The organism is Antarctobacter sp., assembly GCF_048262615.1.
Taxonomy (GTDB): Bacteria; Pseudomonadota; Alphaproteobacteria; order Rhodobacterales; family Rhodobacteraceae; genus Antarctobacter.
Genome location: NZ_JBLXFB010000005.1, coordinates 219,671 through 236,450, shown reverse-complemented (window position 1 = coordinate 236,450; position 16,780 = coordinate 219,671). Strand labels below are relative to the sequence as shown.

The 16,780-nt window shown below is 65.3% G+C and carries 15 protein-coding genes; 9 read left to right on the top strand and 6 right to left on the bottom strand.

Features of this window, described 5'->3' with window-relative positions; genetic code table 11:
• Window positions 1–3: 3 nt before the first annotated feature.
• Window positions 4–2,832, top strand: coding sequence for a tetratricopeptide repeat protein (locus ACN0S5_RS08145; protein WP_417207633.1), 2,829 nt, complete (start codon window positions 4–6; stop codon window positions 2,830–2,832).
• Window positions 2,833–2,981: 149 nt separating this feature from the next.
• On the opposite strand, the gene ACN0S5_RS08140 is transcribed toward ACN0S5_RS08145, so the two are convergent.
• The gene (locus tag ACN0S5_RS08140; protein ID WP_417207632.1) at window positions 2,982–3,686 is read right to left on the bottom strand and encodes a winged helix-turn-helix domain-containing protein; all 705 of its coding nucleotides are present in this window, start codon (window positions 3,684–3,686) and stop codon (window positions 2,982–2,984) included.
• A 466-nt stretch (window positions 3,687–4,152) separates the two neighbouring features.
• On the opposite strand from ACN0S5_RS08140, the gene ACN0S5_RS08135 reads away from it, so the two are divergent.
• The 7 genes from ACN0S5_RS08135 to ACN0S5_RS08105 all read left to right on the top strand — a co-directional run bounded on the left by ACN0S5_RS08135 (window position 4,153) and on the right by ACN0S5_RS08105 (window position 12,114).
• Window positions 4,153–4,458, top strand: a complete 306-nt coding sequence (locus ACN0S5_RS08135; RefSeq protein WP_417207631.1) for a hypothetical protein — start codon at window positions 4,153–4,155, stop codon at window positions 4,456–4,458.
• Between the two features lie 318 nt (window positions 4,459–4,776).
• Window positions 4,777–5,253 (top strand): SsrA-binding protein SmpB, encoded by a 477-nt coding sequence (gene smpB / locus ACN0S5_RS08130; protein WP_417207629.1) that lies wholly within the window; start codon window positions 4,777–4,779, stop codon window positions 5,251–5,253.
• 83 nt (window positions 5,254–5,336) lie between these two features.
• Window positions 5,337–6,593, top strand: a complete 1,257-nt coding sequence (locus ACN0S5_RS08125; protein ID WP_417207627.1) for a serine aminopeptidase domain-containing protein — start codon at window positions 5,337–5,339, stop codon at window positions 6,591–6,593.
• Window positions 6,594–6,769: 176 nt separating this feature from the next.
• Complete coding sequence (gene sseA, locus ACN0S5_RS08120) at window positions 6,770–7,630, top strand: 3-mercaptopyruvate sulfurtransferase (RefSeq protein ID WP_417207626.1); 861 nt, start codon at window positions 6,770–6,772, stop codon at window positions 7,628–7,630.
• 12 nt (window positions 7,631–7,642) lie between these two features.
• Entirely contained in the window at window positions 7,643–8,827 is a 1,185-nt protein-coding gene (locus ACN0S5_RS08115) for an aromatic amino acid transaminase (protein ID WP_417207625.1), read from the top strand.
• Between the two features lie 171 nt (window positions 8,828–8,998).
• Window positions 8,999–12,016: an error-prone DNA polymerase gene (locus tag ACN0S5_RS08110; RefSeq protein WP_417207624.1), complete on the top strand. Its 3,018-nt coding sequence runs from the start codon at window positions 8,999–9,001 to the stop codon at window positions 12,014–12,016.
• Window positions 11,986–12,114, top strand: a complete 129-nt coding sequence (locus tag ACN0S5_RS08105) for a hypothetical protein (RefSeq protein WP_417207622.1) — start codon at window positions 11,986–11,988, stop codon at window positions 12,112–12,114. The genes ACN0S5_RS08110 and ACN0S5_RS08105 overlap by 31 nt, the downstream gene beginning before the upstream one ends.
• Window positions 12,115–12,409: 295 nt before the next feature.
• Here ACN0S5_RS08105 and ACN0S5_RS08100 read toward each other — a convergent pair whose 3' ends face one another.
• From ACN0S5_RS08100 to ACN0S5_RS08080, 5 genes are all read right to left on the bottom strand, one after another.
• Window positions 12,410–13,021 carry a class I SAM-dependent methyltransferase gene (locus ACN0S5_RS08100; RefSeq protein ID WP_417207621.1) on the bottom strand — a complete coding sequence of 204 codons (612 nt, stop codon included), beginning with the start codon at window positions 13,019–13,021 and terminating at the stop codon, window positions 12,410–12,412.
• 119 nt (window positions 13,022–13,140) lie between these two features.
• A complete protein-coding gene (gene msrA, locus ACN0S5_RS08095) occupies window positions 13,141–13,647 on the bottom strand; it encodes a peptide-methionine (S)-S-oxide reductase MsrA (RefSeq protein ID WP_417207619.1) in 507 nt (168 codons plus the stop codon).
• Window positions 13,644–14,093 carry a peptide-methionine (R)-S-oxide reductase MsrB gene (gene msrB, locus ACN0S5_RS08090; RefSeq protein ID WP_417207617.1) on the bottom strand — a complete coding sequence of 150 codons (450 nt, stop codon included), beginning with the start codon at window positions 14,091–14,093 and terminating at the stop codon, window positions 13,644–13,646. Before msrB ends, msrA begins: the two co-directional genes overlap by 4 nt.
• A gap of 203 nt (window positions 14,094–14,296) precedes the next feature.
• The gene (queG, locus tag ACN0S5_RS08085) at window positions 14,297–15,355 is read right to left on the bottom strand and encodes a tRNA epoxyqueuosine(34) reductase QueG (RefSeq protein ID WP_417207615.1); all 1,059 of its coding nucleotides are present in this window, start codon (window positions 15,353–15,355) and stop codon (window positions 14,297–14,299) included.
• 99 nt (window positions 15,356–15,454) lie between these two features.
• A complete protein-coding gene (locus ACN0S5_RS08080; protein WP_417207614.1) occupies window positions 15,455–16,120 on the bottom strand; it encodes a glutathione S-transferase family protein in 666 nt (221 codons plus the stop codon).
• A 251-nt stretch (window positions 16,121–16,371) separates the two neighbouring features.
• On the opposite strand from ACN0S5_RS08080, the gene ACN0S5_RS08075 reads away from it, so the two are divergent.
• Entirely contained in the window at window positions 16,372–16,776 is a 405-nt protein-coding gene (locus ACN0S5_RS08075) for a VOC family protein (protein WP_417207613.1), read from the top strand.
• The last annotated feature ends 4 nt before the right edge of the window (window positions 16,777–16,780 follow it).

Sequence of the window (16,780 nt, the reverse complement as noted above, 5' to 3'; positions counted from 1 at the left end):
GCCTTGACTGAACAGACCATCCCCGAACTGCTGGCAGGGGCCCGGACACGGCAGGCCGAAGGCGATCCTGAGGGGGCCGACGGTCTGTATGAACAGGCGCTGAAATTGCGGCCCGACCACGCGGGCGCATGGCTGGCGCGGATCGAACTGGCGCTGGCGCAGGGGCAGGCGGCGCAGGCCTTGCGCTACTGCGACACGGCCTTGCCGCTCTGTCCCGGTCACCGGCTGGCGCTGCTCACCAAACGCGCCCGCGCGCTGGAAACAGACGGCGACCGCGACGCGGCGCTGGCGCTGCTGACGGACTTGCGCTCTGAGGCGCCCGAGGATCTGCCGCTGGCCGCCATCACGGCGGGGATGTTGCACCGCGCCGGGGCCGTGGCGCAGGCCGAAACCGCCTATCGGGATGTGCTGGCCCTGCGACCGGATCATGCGGGCGCATGGCTGGCACTGGTCGAGATGACGCTGGCCGGTGGCGACGCCGAACAGGCGCTGAGCCTTGCGGTCGAGGCAGAGGCGCTGTGCCCGGCGCAGGCGATCCCCCTGCGGATCAAGCGGGTGCGCGCTCTGGAGGCGGTGGGACAGGCCGACGCGGCGCTGGCGCTGACCGTGACATTGCGCGAAACCGTCCCCGACAATGCGCAGCTTGCGCTGACAGAGGCGCGCATCCGGCGCAGGGCGGGCGATCTGGCGGCGGCGGATGCCGCCTATCGCGACGTGCTGCTGCGGCAGCCCGATCACGCCGGGGCCTGGTTGGGCCGGATCGACATTGCCCAGACAGAGGGCGATCCGGACCGCGCATTGGCGCTGGTGGTCAAGGCGCAGGTCCTGCGGCCCGGCGACCCGGTGCTGATCGCCCGGCAGGCCGGGCTTTTGTTGCACATGGGCCAACCCGATGCCGCGGTCTCCCGGTTGCGCGCGGCGCTGGCCGAGACCCCGCAAGAGCCGCGCCTGCAACTGGAACTGGCCCGCGCGTTGATGCAGGCGGGCCGGACAGCAGAGGCGGAATGCCTCTTTGCCGCCTGTCTGGACGATATGCCCGACAATGCCGAGGTACGGCTGGATCTGGCGCAGGCGCAGGCGGCGCGGGGTGCGCTGGACGCGGCACTTGCCACGCTTGAGGGGCACGCAGAGCGCAGCCCGGCGCTGGGTCTGAAAGCCGCAGAACTCATGGCGCGCACCGGGCAGGGGGACCGCGCCGCGTTACTGGACCGGCTGGCGGTCGAGGCCCCCCGGATGAGCGAGCCCGAGCTTTTGCGCCTGTTCAAGCTGGGGGAGCAATCCGACCACACCGCCGCAGCGGTGGCGGTGGTCGAGACGGTCGCCGCGCGCGCGTCCTTGTCGCCGCTGATTGCGCGGTTCCTGCTGACCCGCGCGCGGGTGATCCTGCCGCCCGAGGCGGTGTTCGGGGTGCAGGCCGCGCTGGACGCGCGGCTGCCGCCGTCGCGCCTGCCGGAATTTCGCGCATTTGCCACCGGGCTGCTGTGCGGCCCGGAGGCGGCGCTGACGCGGGCCCGCGCCGATCTGCCGGCCCGGCGCGACACACAGGGCGCGGCCCTGCTGGGGGAACGTCTGCTGGATGCGGGCGAACGTCAGACCGCGTTCCGTTACCTGCGCGCCTGCGTCCGGCGCTGGCCCGGCGCGCCGCGCCTGCGCCGCCAGTACCTGCGCGCGGCCATAGAGACCGGGCAGCTTGACGCGGGTCACGACTGGCTGGACGGACTGGAGGCGCGCTTTCCGGGCCTCGACCTTGGGCTCGACCGGATGCACCTGATGGTGCAGGAAGGACGCCTGGAAGAAACCCGTGACATGGCGGAGGCCCGCGCCGAGGCCGGTCTGGCGATGCTTCCGCCGCGCCAGTTTCTCGACGTGGCGCTGGCGCTGGGCGATCTGGAGACCTCGGCCGATCTGGTGCGGCAGGTGCAGCGCGACCCCGAGGCCGGGCGGCAGAACGCGGCGCATTTCTCGACCACGCTGCACGGCGCGCAGTTCAACGAGTTGCGCCTTTTCGCCGCCGCGCGCGATCAGGCAGAGGCGGCGGGCGAGGCACCCGGACAGGCGCGCGCGCGGCTGGCGCAGGACTTTTTCTTTCCCGCCGCGCAGATCGTAGCGGGCCACGCGGCGCGGCTGGGTCCGCGCCCCGGCGCGGGAACGGTGCCCCGGCGGATCTTTCAGTATTGGAACACCCCCAAGGTGCCCGATGAGGTCGCCGCCCTGATGCAAAGCTGGCAAGCGGCTGCCGGGTTTGAGCATCACCTGTATGACCGTCCCCGCGCGCTGACCTTTCTGCGCGAGCATTTCGGACAGCGCCACGCCCGCGCCTTTCAACTGGCGAATTCCCCGGCGGAGGAATGCGATTTCCTGCGGCTTTGCCTGCTCTACCGGCACGGCGGGGTCTACGCCGATGCGGACGACAAACTGGCGGGCGACGCCGAGGCGCTGATTTCCGAAGGCCCCGGCATGATCGTCACGCGCGAACTGTGGGGCGCTGTCGCAAACAACGTGATCTGCGCGCCGGAGGGGCATCCGCTGTTGCTTTGGGCGCTGCGGGCGGCGGGGCGGTCCCTGCTGGCGCGTGAGAACGACGGCACGTGGTTCAAGTCGGGGCCGGGGCTGATGACCCGCGCGGTGGCCGTCTGGCTGGATCAGGAGCCGCCCGAAGAGGCGGCGCAGGGCCTGACGATCCTGACACAGGCGCAGCTGGCCGCCCACGTCCAGCCGCATGTGCGCCTCAGCTACAAGACCTCGGGCCAGTACTGGAACGCCCGCGACCGGCACGCGCCGCAGCCGCTGGTGGCGGCCCTTGGCGGCATGGCGGAACCGGTCGCGCGGTAACCCGCTTGCGATTGCAACAAAGGCGTGCCCCAGGCGGGGGCTTATGTCAGCCGCTAAGGGGGGGGCGCAACGCCGAAAAGGCCCGCACCATCGCGCAGGCTGGCGCGGGGGGGACGGGCCCGGATCACGTCGACGGGCGTGCCGTGGCGCTACACCACTTCGATCACACCCTTGTCGATGGCCAGCATATAGCCGCGCCGGGCGATGTTCTTGACCAGCAACTCGCTGACCATCTGGTTGCCCAGCCCGTCGCGCAGCCGCTTGATCCTTGTGGCCCCGGCGGCCTCGTCGCAATCGGCCTCGGCCTTGCCCGAGATCATCGACTCGATCTGGCTGCCGGACAGCATCTCATCGTCCATGCGCGCCTCGGCCAGCACGGCCAGCGTCTCCATCATCGCCTCTGTCAGCTTGAACCCCATGGTGTTCAGGTAGACGGTGTTTTCTTCGCGTGAGATGATCAGGCTGGACACTTCGATCCCCGACCGCTCGATCTGGGCCATGCGGCGGTTCAGCGACACCAGCATCACCAGAAAGACCAGCGCCGCCACCAGCATCGCGGCGGCAAAGACCAGCAGCACAAAGATCACCACACGGTAGCTGGCCAGCGTGTCGGAAAAGGCGGTTCCGGACTGGGCGAGGATCTCCAGCAACTTGACCTCGGCCTGACTGTTCAGGGTGTCGTTCTCGACAAAGATCCGCTCGACCCGCGTGTTGAACGCATTGGCGTCGGGTAGGGTCAGCATCAGCACCGCCCCCACAATGGCCAGAATCGCCACGATGACAATGATGCCTCCGGTGACGATACGTGAGCCTGAACGGCGGCTTTCGCTAGCGGTAATAGTGTGAGCCTGCACTGCGTTTTTCCGTTGAACTTGGCGGCGACGATGTGACCTTTACCACGTTCAGTATGGTCCAGCCACCGGAGGAAATCCGGGACTGGACAACCCCGGCAGGCGATGACGGGCAGTTTCCGGACAGCGCCACGATTCCATAATGCAGGCCGTAGGGGCTGTTGCGCTTGGCCTTGTAGTGGACATAGCAATCAGCGGCGGCGGCGCTCGGGAAGGCCAGCAAGACGAGTATCGATGCCGCCGCTAGGCGACGCAGGAGGGCAGGATACATGATGGGGCGACCGATTTGAGACATGGATTCAGCCTGCCCTTACGACCGGAGAAATTCAATAACCAGAAGGGGCTGGCGCCATGGTTATCCAATATCACCCCCCTGTTATTGCGACACAGGCCCGACTGACGCGACGTTGGGGTCCGGAGTACCCGACTTGACGGCGCTCCGGCCCATTCATCCGAAAGGAATTGACCCATGTCTGCACGTTTCATCACTTCGCTGCTTGCGGCTGGCGCGCTTGTCGTCTCCATGGCCGCGGCCTCGCCGGTTCAGGCCGGGCATGACAAGAACTTCAAACGTTTTGTCGGGGCCGCAATCGGTCTCTACATTCTGGGACAGGCGCTTGAAAACAACAACCGGGGCCGCGTCGTGAGGCATCACAACACGCACCGCAAAGTCTATCGCAACCATCACCGCCACGGCGGCAAATGGAAACAGCGCAACGGACGGCGGGACAACTGCCGCAACGATGGTCGTCGCCACAACAACCGCTGCTGGTAAACCCGGACACAAATTTCGAGCAGCCCCGCGCAAGGCGGGGAAACGGCCCCGGACGACACAGTCCGGGGCCTTTGCCTGTCCGGCGTCCCCTTTGGGCCCCGAGCCGCCGATGGCTCTGTCCGATCCCGGCCCGCGAAAGGGCGGCATCAGGCGCGACGGCTCTGTGCCGAGGCATGTGCCCATCCGTTTTGCCATGGCGCAGGCGACGTCCCACAAGGTCCGCTGCTGCTCTCGTGCGTCGGCAATTCGCCTTGCCGGGGCGGTCGCGCGTCGGCGGCCAGTTTACACGCCCGGTATCCGTGACTATCTAGACGGACCATGGCCAAGAAACCCAAGTCCGACCCGAACTACAAGGTGATCGCCGAGAACCGGCGCGCGCGCTACGATTACGCGATCGAGGACGATATCGAATGCGGCATCATCCTCACCGGGTCAGAGGTCAAATCCCTGCGCGAGAACACCACCAACATCGCCGAAAGCTATGCGGCGGTCGAGGAAAGCGAGCTGTGGCTGGTGAACTCCTACATCGCCCCCTATGAGCGCGCGATGTTCAGCCATGAGGAACGCCGACGGCGCAAGTTGCTGGTGTCCAAAAAAGAACTGTCGCGGCTGTGGAACGCCACCCAGCGCGAGGGCATGACGCTGGTGCCGCTGGTGATGTACTTCAACCACAAGGGCATCGCCAAGATGAAGATCGGCATCGCCAAAGGTAAGAAGAACCACGACAAGCGGGAAACAGAGGCCAAGCGCGATTGGGCCCGCCAGAAACAGCGCCTTCTGAAAGAGCGTCACTGATCTACTTGACGTTGAGTGGCGTCAGGTGATTTCCTGTCAGTGACCCGTTCGCACAAGCGCGGACGACATGGGGCGCTTTGACATTGCGACATTTCCTGTTTGTGCTTTTGGCAATCTTGGCCGCGCCGGTGTCGGCGCTGGATGAGGCCACGGTCTTTGACAAGACGGTGGCCTATCTGACGCGCGATGCCGATTGCAGCGAAGCCACGACAGAGCCGGGCTGGGAACGGCGCGTGTTGACCATGCCCCGCGACGGCTATCGTCTGCGCTACAGCCGGTTCGGCTGTGCGCCGGGGGCCAAGGGTGCGCTGGTGATCGCTCCGGGCCGCAGCGAGCCATCGTATGAATACGTCGAAACCGCGATGGATTTCATCGCCCGCGGTTTTGCGCCGGTCTACGTGATCGACCATCGCGGGCAGGGCCTGTCGCCGCGTCTGCTGGCCGATCCCGACAAAAGCCATGTCGAGGATTTTGGCGACTATATCGCGGATTTCACCCAGTTCGTCGCGGCGGTCGAGGCGGATTTGTCCGCGCTGGGCGCCAGCCCCGACCTGCCGCTGTTCCTGACCTCGAACTCGATGGGTGGGGCGATTGCCATCGGCTATTTGCAAAAGGTCGGGGGTGACACGCCTTTTGCGGCGGCCGCCCTCGTCAGTGCAATGATCCATGTGAACTACATCAGTTATACCGGCAAACGGGCCCGCTGGCTCAACCTGCGGATCTATTCCGAAAGCGGGGTCGCGGTACAGGGCTGGTGGCGGTGCGCCGTGGCGTGGCTGTGGAATGACGATCTGTGCCACGACTACGCCTCGGCCAGAACCTTTGGCCCTTATCAGCCCGGCACCCGCAGTTTCGAACAGGACGCCGAGGCGATGATGACCCGCAGCCGCGCCCGCTATGCTCTGCGCACCCATATGTGGGATCACTTTGACTGGAGCGGGATTCGCAAGGCGGAATACGCCGGCGAAAACTGGCAAGGGCCGCAGATCGGCGGCACCACCAACAGTTGGGCGCGGGGCTCTGTTCGCTTTCTGCGCGAGATGCGCGCGCCCGACAGTCTGGCGCGCATGGTCGACACACCGGTCCTGCTGCTGAGCGGCACGCGTGATCTGCGCGCCTACCGGCAATATCCCGGCGTCTTCGACGCGCCGCCGGACCTGTCCCGCCACACCGGGTTCTGCGACGACCTGAACGCCGCCAGCCTTGCGGCGGACAAGGGCTATGCCTGCCAGTTTTCGGCCATCAACGGGGCGTTCCACGAGATTTACAAGGAACGCGATGCCACGCGGAACACCGCGCTGGACATGGTCGAGGGGTTCTTTCTGCGCCACGTTCGTTGACGGGACCCCGACGCGAGCGGATGGCCCATGGCCAGCGCCCCGCGCAGCCCGCTACCTGATCATCACAGGCCCCGCGTGGCGGCATTTCCGCTCCTTGGGCCGGTTCGCGGTGAGACCCGCTTGCATGCCGCTGCCCTCTTGCCTAATCACTTGGGTATCACGGATGAGGGGGACCCATGTTCGTTGACGATCCCAAGACGCTTGTCTCGACCGAATGGCTGGCGCAGCACCTGAATGACCCCGACCTGCGGGTCCTCGATGCAAGCTGGTACCTGCCCGACATGGGCCGGGACCCACGCGCCGAATACGCCGCCGGGCATATCCCCGGCGCGCGCTTTTTCGACATCGACGATGTGTCCGACGCCCGGTCGGATCTGCCGCACATGGCGCCACCGCCCGAGAAATTCATGTCGCGGCTGCGCGCCATGGGGGTCGGCGACGGCCATCAGGTGGTGGTCTACGACGGCATGGGCCTGTTTTCCGCCCCCCGCGTCTGGTGGCTGTTCAAGCTGATGGGCAAGGACGACATCGCCGTGCTGGATGGCGGGTTCGCCAAATGGCAGGCCGAGGGCCGCCCGGTCGAGGATATGGACCCGATCGTGCGCGACCGTCACATGACCGTGCGCCGTCAGGCCCATCTTGTGCGCGACGTCACGCAGGTCTCTGCCGCCGCAAAGCTGAAAAACACAGAGGTGATCGACGCCCGTTCACCGGCACGTTTCGCGGGCGCGGCCCCGGAACCGCGCGCGGGCCTGCGCGCGGGCCATATTCCGGGATCGAAAAACGTCTACTACCGGGATCTGCTGACCGAGGCGGGCACGCTCAAGGACAACGACGCCCTGCGCGCGGTGTTCGGGGCCGCAGGCGTCGACCTGTCGAAACCGGCGATCACCACCTGCGGGTCGGGCGTGACGGCGGCGATCCTCAGCCTTGCGATGGAACGCATCGGCAAGAGCGACCATTCACTTTATGACGGCTCGTGGGCGGAATGGGGCGCATTTGCAACGCTGCCCGTCGCCACGGGACCCGCCGACTGACCGGAGAAAAAGATGTTCGAGACGATCAAGGAACAACCCGCCGACAAGATCCTGATGCTGATGCAGGCCTTTCGTGAGGACCCGCGTGACGGCAAGATCGACCTTGGCGTCGGCGTCTACAAGGACGCAAGCGGCAACACGCCGATCATGCGCGCGATCAAGTCCGCCGAACAACAGCTGTGGCAGGCGGAACAGACCAAGGCCTATACCGGGCTGGCGGGCGACCCCGGCTTTGCCGATGCGATGGTGGCTCTGGTGCTGGGCGACGCGGTGGCGCGCGACACCGTGGCCGCGGCGGCAACGCCCGGCGGCACCGGGGCGGTGCGTCAGGCCTTTGACATGGCCAAGATGGCCAACCCCGATGTGCGGGTGTTCGTCAGCGACCCGACATGGCCGAACCACCTGTCGATCCTCAAGCACATGGGGATCGAAACGGTGATGTACCGCTATTTCGACAATGACACCGGCGGCGTGACTTTCGACGGCATGATGGCCGACCTCGCGCAGGCGGGCAAAGGCGACATCGTGCTGCTGCACGGCTGCTGCCACAACCCGACCGGGGCCAACCTGAACGTGACCCAGTGGCAGGCGGTGATCGACCTGCTGAACCGGACCGGGGCCACGCCGATGGTGGATATTGCCTATCAGGGCTTTGGCGACGGGCTGGAGGACGACGCGCAGGCGGTGCGGATGATCGCCTCTTCGGTGCCGGAATGCCTGATCGCGGCGTCCTGTTCCAAGAACTTTGGCATCTACCGCGAACGCACCGGCCTGTTGATGGCTGTGGCGCAGGACGGCGGGGCGAAAAAGCTGAACCAGGGCACGCTGGCCTATCTCAACCGGCAGAACTTTTCCTTCCCGCCGGACCACGGCGCGCGTCTGGTGACCATGGTGCTGACCGATGAAACGCTGCGCGCCGACTGGAAAGCGGAACTGGAAGAGATGCGGACAGGCATGCTTGGTCTGCGTGAAGCACTGGCAAACGAGTTGCAACGCCTGTCCGGGTCGGACCGGTTTGGGTTCCTTGCCCAGCATCGCGGCATGTTCTCTCGCCTTGGGGCCAGCCCCGAGCAGGTCGAAAAGCTGCGCGCGGACTCGGGTGTTTATATGGTCGGCGATTCGCGCATGAACATCGCCGGTCTGAACGCGCAGACCGTGCCCTTGCTGGCCGAAGCGATCATCAAAGCGGGCGTCTGACCCAAAGGGGCGGGCCCTGCGGGGCCCGCGCTTTATATCTCGTGGGCGGCCTTTGGCCGCCTGCCTCGGGGTTTGCCTCCGGCGGGGATATTTTTGGACAGAAGAAGCCGGGGTCGCGTGGCGATTTTTGCGGACTCGAAATGGGAACAAAACGGGAATATACCTCCTGTCATGTTCGCCGAGCTGTGCATCACCTCGAATTTCACCTTTCTCACCGGGGCTTCGCACCCGGAGGAGTATATGGAGCGTGCCGCCTTGATGGGGGTGTCCGCCATTGCCGTGGCGGATGTGAATTCCGTGGCGGGGATTGTGCGGGCCTATAGTGCGGCGCGCGAGATTGCGCGGCAGGTGGCAGAGTTGGAGCGGCTGGAGGCCGAGGGCGGGCTGATTGGCCCGCCTGTGCCGCCGGGCCTGCCAGCGCCGCCGCGTGCGCCGGTGCGCAATGTGCCACGGCTGATCCCGGCGGCGCGGCTGGTGTTTGAGGAGGGCGTCGAGATGACGGCGCTGGCCGCCTCGCGCAAGGGCTGGGCGCTGTTGTGCCGGATGTTGTCGGCGGGGCGGTTGCGGTCGAAGAAGGGCGATTGCCGGTTGCGCTTGTCGGATCTGCCGGCGGTGGCGGAGGGGGTGGCGTTTATCCTGCATGTGCCGGCTGCCCCGGAGGCGGCTTGGCGCGACCGGGTGGCGGCCTTGGTGCGGGTGCATCGCGGGCGGATGCATCTGGCGCTGGCGCCGCGCTATGATGGTGAGGATCGTCGGCGGTTCGATCTGCTGGCCCGGTTGGCCGAGGGCTTTGGCCTGCCTACCGTGGCGACGGCGGTCCCCCTGATGCATCACGGTCGGCGGCGGCGGATGGCCGATGTGCTGAGTGCGATCCGCATTGGCGGACGGGTGGACAGGCTGGGCCGTGCGGCGCTGGCCAATGGCGAACAACGGTTGCGCTCAGAGGTCGAGATGCGCCGCCTGTTGGGGCGGCATGAAGGGGCAGTTGACCGCGCCGCCGCGCTGGCCGGGCGCTGCGGCTTTGATATCGGATCGTTGCGCTATGAATATCCCTCCGAGATCGCCGGAGGCGAGACAGCGGGGGGGCGGCTGTCACGCCTTGCCCATGAGGGGCTGAAATGGCGCTATCCGCAGGGTGCGCCGGAGAAGGTGCAGGTGTTGTTGCAGCATGAGTTGGCCCTGATCGCCAAGCTGAACTATGAGCCCTATTTCCTCACCGTTCGCGATATCGTTGCCTTTGCCCGGTCGCGTGGGATCTTGTGTCAGGGGCGCGGGAGTGCCGCCAATTCCGTGGTCTGTTATTGTCTTGGCGTGACCTCGGTCAGTCCCGAGATCGGCACCATGGTCTTTGAGCGCTTTGTCAGTGAGGCACGGGATGAACCGCCCGACATCGACGTCGATTTCGAACATGAGCGGCGCGAGGAGGTGATCCAGCACATCTATGAGACTTACGGTCGCCACCGCGCGGGCCTCTGCGCCACCGTCATCCATTATCGGGGCAAGCGCGCCATTCGGGAGGTCGGGGCCGCCATGGGCCTGTCTCAGGATACCATCGGCGCGCTGTCCAGCCAGCTTTGGGGGTTCTTCTCCACCAAGGGGCTGGAGGCACAACGCATGCGCGAGATCGGGCTGGACCCGGAGGACCGCCGTCTGCAACTGACGATGGAACTGATCTACGAGATCATCGGCTTCCCCCGCCATCTGTCGCAGCACGTGGGCGGGTTCATCATCACCGAGGGGCGGCTTGATGAACTGGTCCCCATCGAAAACGCCGCGATGGAGGGGCGCACCGTCATCTGCTGGGACAAGGACGACATCGACGCGCTGGGCATCCTCAAGGTCGATGTGCTGTCGCTTGGCATGCTCACCTGCATCCGCAAGGCCTTTGACCTGATCGCCACCCATCACGGGCCAAGGCACACGCTCGCCTCCTTGCCGCCCGAGGACCCGGAAGTTTACGACATGTTGTGCAAGGCGGACAGCGTCGGTGTCTTTCAGGTCGAATCCCGTGCGCAGATGAACTTTCTCCCCCGCATGCGGCCGCGCAATTTCTACGATCTGGTGATCGAGGTCGCCATCATCCGCCCCGGCCCGATCCAGGGCGACATGGTCCACCCCTACATCCGCCGCCGCAACGGCGAGGAGCGCGTGGAGTTCCCCTCGGATGAGCTGGGCGCGGTGCTGGGCAAGACCCTTGGCGTGCCGTTGTTTCAGGAACAGGCGATGCAGATCGCCATCGTCGGCGCGGGCTTTACCCCCGAACAGGCGGACCGGTTGCGCCGCTCGCTGGCCACCTTCAAGAAGCACGGCAATGTCAGCGAGTTCCGCAGCCTCTTTCTGCGCGGCATGGCGCAAAAGGGCTATGACCGCGACTTTGCTGAACGTTGTTTCAGCCAGATCGAGGGCTTCGGCTCCTATGGCTTCCCCGAAAGCCACGCCGCCAGCTTTGCCCTGCTGGTCTATGCCTCGGCCTGGCTGAAATGCCATCATCCCGGCATCTTTGCCTGCGCGCTGCTGAACGCGCAGCCGATGGGGTTTTACGCGCCCTCGCAGATCGTGCGCGATGCCCGCGAACATGGGGTTCGGGTGCGGCGCGTCTGCGTCAACCACAGCTATTGGAACAACGTGATGGAGCCGGACGGCCGGGGCGGTCTTGCCCTGCGCCTTGGGTTTCGCCAGATCAAGGGTCTGTCGGAGGACGACGCCGCGTGGCTGACGGCGGCGCGCGGCAACGGCTACCGCTCGGTGCGCGATGTCTGGCGGCGTGCGGGGCTGCAACCCTCGGTTCTGGCGCGGCTGGCAGAGGCGGATGTCTTCGCCGATCTTGATCTGACGCGCCGCGCCGCCCTGTGGGAGGCAAAGGCCCTGATGAAAGGCGGGGAACTGCCGCTGTTTGCCCGCGACATGGACGGTGAGGCGATCTCTGAGGTCGCCGCCAACCTGCCCGAGATGACCGAGGGCGAACAGGTGGTCGAAGATTACGTCGCCATGCGCCTGACCCTGCGCGCGCACCCCGTGGCCCTGCTGCGGCACATCCTGACGCCGGAAATGGGCAGGCCAGAGATGACTGAGGCGCAGCCCGCCGCCACCGAGGTCCGGGCAGATCTCGCCCGCAGCCGGCCCAGACCCGCCCCGAACTGCGGGACCGCAACGCCGAGGTGTCCCGATCCGTCATCGACGAGGTCATGACCACAGCCCCGAATGCCATCCTTCTGATCGCCAGCACCCCGGTTGCGGCCATCACCGATATCGCCACCCGGTGTCCGGATTACCACCCGCGCGCGTGATCGGATCGGGCACCATCCTTGACACCGCCCGCCTTCGCCGGCTCATCGGGCGGCACCTTGGCATCGCGCCCGGATGGATCCATGGCCATTGGACAGGGCGAACAGGCGGGGCTGTCGGTGTCGGTCGTCGAAAAGGAGGTGCCGGATGTGCCCGACGTGGCGCTGCCCTTGCCCCGTGTGGTCGGTGCCAAAGGGGGCACGGCGACGCTTTGGCCGGACCTCACCCCCGAGGAAACAGCGGCGCTGCGCCAGCCTGCTCAAGGAAATGCCGGACAGCGCGGTGCTGCCCGACTGATCAGACCGCCCGCGCCACCACCAGCCAATTGGGCAGTTTCTTGGGATAGCCCCCGGTCTCGACCACCTCGAATCCCGCATCAATCAGCGCGGACTCGATCTGTGCGGGCCGCAGGCTATGCACCGGCCCCGGAGCCTTGCCGATCTTCTGCAACGCCCAGATCAAGGGGCGGAACCATGGCTTGCCGCCAAGGCAGGGGGTTTTGGAAATGAACAAGCCGCCCTCGGGCAGCAGCCCGCGAACATGGGCCATGACCGCCGCCGGGTCATCGACCAGATGCAGCAGGTTAAAGGCCAGCACAGCGTCATACTGTTGCCCCGCGCCCGCCGTCCCGGCGGCGTCCACGGCAAAGGATACATGATCGACCGCCGCGGCCTTATCGTTGGCGATGCGCACCATTTCCATAGACAGGTCGGTGCCCAGATAACGCGCCACCCCGTCCGCCAGCTTTAACGCCGTGGTCCCGGTGCCGCAGCCCAGTTCCATCACCGACATGTCAGGCCGCAGCCAATGCCGCACCCGATCCAACGTCGCCTCATAGGCATCCATGTTGCCAATTGGCTGTGTCGCATATTTTTCCGCAATTCCGTCCCAAAAGGCCGCCGGCGTCATGACGCGTCTCCATCAAATGTGTCTGGAGCGCATATACGCCAAAGCATGTCATCCGGGGATTGCCGAATACTGCAACGGTCCCATGCGGCAACGCATGGGACCGTTGCGGGGCTGTGGGGCTATTCTGCTGCGTCCCGCTTGGGCAGAACCCAGTCACGGCGCACAAAATGGCAGGTGTAGCCGCCGGGAAGGCGTTGCAGATAGTCCTGATGTTCTGGTTCTGCCTGCCAGAAATCACCCACGGGTTCGACCTCTGTCACCACTTTACCGGGCCAGAGGCCGCTGGCATCGACATCCGCGATGGTGTCCAGCGCGCAGGCGCGCTGCTCCTCATCCACGTAGTAGATGGCCGAGCGATAGCTCATGCCAAGATCGTTTCCCTGACGGTTCACGGTGGTCGGGTCGTGGATCTGAAAGAAGAACTCCAGCAGCTTGCGGTAGGAAATCCGCTCTGGATCAAACAGGATCTCGATCCCTTCGGCGTGGGTGCCATGGTTGCGATAGGTGGCATTCGGCACGTCGCCCCCGGTATAGCCGACGCGCGTATCGATCACGCCGGGCATCTTGCGGATCAACTCCTGCATGCCCCAAAAGCAGCCGCCAGCCAGAACAGCACGCTCACTCATCGGATATCCTCCACCTGATCGATGTAATCGCCATAGCCTTCGTCCTGCATCTCATCCTTGGGGATGAACCGCAGCGAGGCGGAGTTGATGCAGTACCGCAGTCCGCCCTGCGCCATTGGCCCGTCGGGAAAGACGTGACCCAGATGGCTGTCGCCATGACGCGAGCGCACCTCGGTGCGGATCATGCCAAGGCTGGTGTCGCGTATCTCGACAACATTGTCCGGTTCGATCGGTTTGACGAAGCTGGGCCAGCCGCATCCTGATTCGTATTTTGCCGCCGAAGCGAACAGCGGTTCGCCCGAAACCACGTCGACGTAGATGCCCGGCTCTTTCGTGTGCAAGAATTCGCCGGTGCCCGGACGCTCTGTCCCGGCCTCTTGGGTGACGTGGTACTGCTCGGGGGTCAAGCTGTTGATAACCTCCGGTCTTCGCTCATATTTCGCCACGTTGTCCTCCTGTGCTACCGCGCACCTCATTAGATGGGTTGGAACCGCGATTTTCAAAGCGATTTGTCATGGAACTCACGATGCCTTGCGCGGCTCTTGCGCGATGGCGGGACGGCTGCCATGTAACGGGCGAGTGACGCGTGCTTTCTCCCAAGAAAACCGACTGTCGCTCCGGGCGCTGGGATGGCAGCTCAGCGCCCGTCCTACTGCCCCAGAACAGTGCCTGACGCCCGGTTTAAGAGGCGTTCAACGGCCCAACGGGCGGCATCCCGCACAGCAGGGTCAAGGTCGTCGCACAGGGCCTGCGCGGTGGGGATCAGCGAAACGGATCCAGAGTTGCCGATGGCGTAGCAGACGTTGCGCACAAACCGGTCGCGCCCGATCCGCTTGATCGGAGAGCCGGAAAACCGCGCCCGAAACCCCGGATCGTCCAGCACCGCCAGATCTGCCAGGGGCGGGGCCACAAGGTCACCCCGCGCATGGTACTTTACCTCCTCAGCCTGCCGGGCGAACTTGTTCCACGGGCAGACCGCAAGGCAATCGTCACAGCCGTAGATGCGATTGCCCAGACCGGCGCGCAGGTCCTCGTCCACCGGGCCTTTGTGTTCGATCGTCAGGTAGGAAATGCAGCGCCGCGCGTCGAGCTGGTAGGGCGCGGGAAAGGCATCGGTCGGACAGATATCCAGACAGGCCCGGCACGATCCGCAGTGATCCTGCTCGGCCCCGTCGACCTCCAGATCCAGCGTGGTAAAGACACAGCCCAGAAACAGCCAGGATCCCAGCCGCCGACTGACCAGATTGGTGTGCTTGCCCTGCCACCCAAGGCCCGCCGCCTGTGCCAAGGGTTTTTCCGGCACCGGCGCGGTGTCGACAAAAACCTTGATCTCACCGCCCGCCGCGTCGATCAGCCACCGGCCCAACCGTTTCAGCCGCTTCTTGACCACGTCGTGATAGTCACGATTGCGGGCGTAGACACTGATCGCGGCGCTCTCACGCGCCTCCAACACGGCCAGAGGGTCCTCGTCCGGTCCATAATTCTCGGCCAGCATGATGACAGAGCGCGCCTCGGGCCAGAGCACATCCGGCGCGCCGCGCCAATGCACTCGGTCCGCAAGCCAGCCCATCTGGCCGTGATAGCCCTGCGCCAGAAAAGCCTGCAACCGCGCCATGACCTCCGGAACGTCACCGGGGCGGCAGATGCGGCAGTCGGCAAACCCCATATCGGTGGCCTCGTGCTTCAGGCGCTCGGTCAGACCGGTCACAAGGCCCCCCGTTTCTTCTGTCTGAAAATATCCCGGGGGCGGCCCGCAGGGACGGGGGCAGAGCCCCCCACGATTTTTCGACGAAAAATCGCCTCCCGCTCAGAAATCAAGGTCGGCATAATGCGCCGGAGGTGGGAAACCCGGCACCTGATCGGCAAGGATCGACCGAAAGGCGGGGCGCGACTTGATCTTGGCGTACCAGTCCTTGACCACCTCGGACCGGTTCCAGTCCACGTCCGAGATATAATCAAGGCTCGACAGATGCGCGGCGGCGGCGAAATCGGCCAGCGTCATGTTGTCCCCCGCCAGCCAGCGGCGGTGATCCAGCAGCCAGGCCATGTAGTCGAGGTGATACTTGACCGCCTTGGCACCGGATTTGACGTTGCCACTGTCGGGAAAACCCGCCTTCATCACCTTCTTGTTCACCCGCTCGTATAGCAGCTTTGACGTGACCTCATTGTGGAACTTGTCATCGAACCAGCCCACGATGCGGCGCACCTCGTAACGGGCATCGGCAGAGCGCGGCATCAGCGACGGCTCGGGGTATTTTTCTTCGATCCACTCGCAGATCGCGGCGCTTTCGGCCATGATCTTGCCGTCGATCTTGAGCACCGGAACCTTCGCCGCCGGGTTGCGGCGCATGAAGTCCGGGTCCTTTTCCCAATAGCGTTCCTCGATCAACTCACACTCGATCTTCTTTTCAGCGAGGCTGAGTCGGACCTTGCGGCAGAACGGGGAGAGGGGAACGTGGTAGAGCTTGGCCATTTGGGATCCGGATTGCGGGGAACCCCCTCTACTTGCCGTGAAAGCGGTCCGGTTTCAACGGGATTGATGGGAAGTGGCGAAGCGGTGCCGCCCGTGGATCATCGGGCAGGGGGTGTGTCGGTTGCCCATCGCGTGAGCCAGGGCATGTGCAGGTCGTCCGCAACGTGGCGGATCGGTGGCGGCCTGCGCCAAATGGCAAAGGCCGCGAACAACCGATTTCAGTTCAATCCGAAACGCGGTAGGGTGCCGCCATGACACAGCTTGCCCTGCATCACATTTCACTGCCCGTGCGTGATCTCGCGCGGTCGGCAGAGTTCTATGACACCGTTTTGGGCCTGCCCCGGCTGGACCGGCCCGGGTTTGGGTTTGACGGGCTGTGGTACGGCTGTGGCGATGGGCAGTTGCACCTGATCGTCAACCCCGACGGCACCTATCGCAGCGGGCCGGTGACGGGCGGGGATGTGCATTTCGCCCTGTCGACTGATGATTTCGACGGCGTTTTGGCCCGGTTGGCAGAGTCCGGCTACCGCGAAGACGCCGCCGTCGACACCGCGACACACCTGCGGGTCAGGCGTGACAGCGATGCCGGTTTCGCGCAGGCCTTTCTCATGGACCCGGACGGGCATCTGGTCGAGATCAACCGCGCCCGCGGCTGACCCG